Source organism: Nitratidesulfovibrio liaohensis (assembly GCF_011682075.1).
In the GTDB taxonomy this organism is placed as follows: Bacteria; Desulfobacterota; Desulfovibrionia; order Desulfovibrionales; family Desulfovibrionaceae; genus Cupidesulfovibrio; species Cupidesulfovibrio liaohensis.
The window spans coordinates 1-805 of sequence record NZ_VSMK01000680.1; the positions used below are offsets into that span (position 1 = coordinate 1).

At 70.7% G+C, this 805-nt stretch carries 1 pseudogene; it reads right to left on the minus strand.

Going from position 1 to position 805, the window contains the following annotated elements:
* Positions 1-46: 46 nt before the first annotated feature.
* A pseudogene (locus FVW27_RS17715) lies at positions 47-805 on the minus strand (hydantoinase/oxoprolinase family protein); the annotation flags it as partial.

An 805-nucleotide genomic window follows, 5' to 3' on the forward strand; every position in this document is an offset into this window, starting at 1 on the left:
CGCCGCAGGCACATGCCCCCGGCCGCGCCCCGCGAAAGCTTCGTGCTCACGCTCCGGCCTCGTCCGCGCAGGGCTTGCAGCCGCAGGCGTTCCTGCCGCCGTTCCCCTGCTGGCCTGACCGGGCCTGCTCGCCCATGATGCCGGGCCGCACCTGGCACTTCACGCGGATGTTGCGGCCCACGGTGCCGTAGTCGCCCACCATGTTGAACGACGAGGCTTCCACCACTTCCACCGCCGCCTCGCCGCCGGTAACGCCAAGGCTCGCGAGGTGTTCCAGCAGGGCCTGCCGGGCATCCGCCTTGGCCCGTTCCAGGTCGAAGTCCCGTTCGGTCTTGCGTTCCACGCCCAGGGTGGGGATGAACAGCACGCCCTTTTCAGTGTCCGCGAACAGTTCCAGTTCCGCCGTGGTGCGGGTAAGCGCCGCGCCGATGGCGTTGGCCACGGCGAAATCGTCCGGCACCTCCACCCGCTTGCCCAGCGCCGGTGCCAGCAGAGGCTGCATCACCTTTGCCGGGCCGCCCATCAGGTACACGGCGGCGGGCTCCACCGCCCTGCCCTGCAACAGTTCCATGATGGTGTACACCGGGCGGGCGTTGACCTCGTCCACCAGATCGGTGACGGCGGCGCGGATGCGCGTCACGGCCTCCGCAATGGCGTCGTCGGCCAGCCGTTCCGGGTACAGGTCCCACAGCCCGGCCAGTTCGCGGATGCCCCGCGCCGAAGCCGCCACATCGCCTACGGCGGCGTGCCCCCGGTAGTTCAGCGCGTCGATGAGCGTGGGCCGCGTGCCGCCCATGGCCATGCT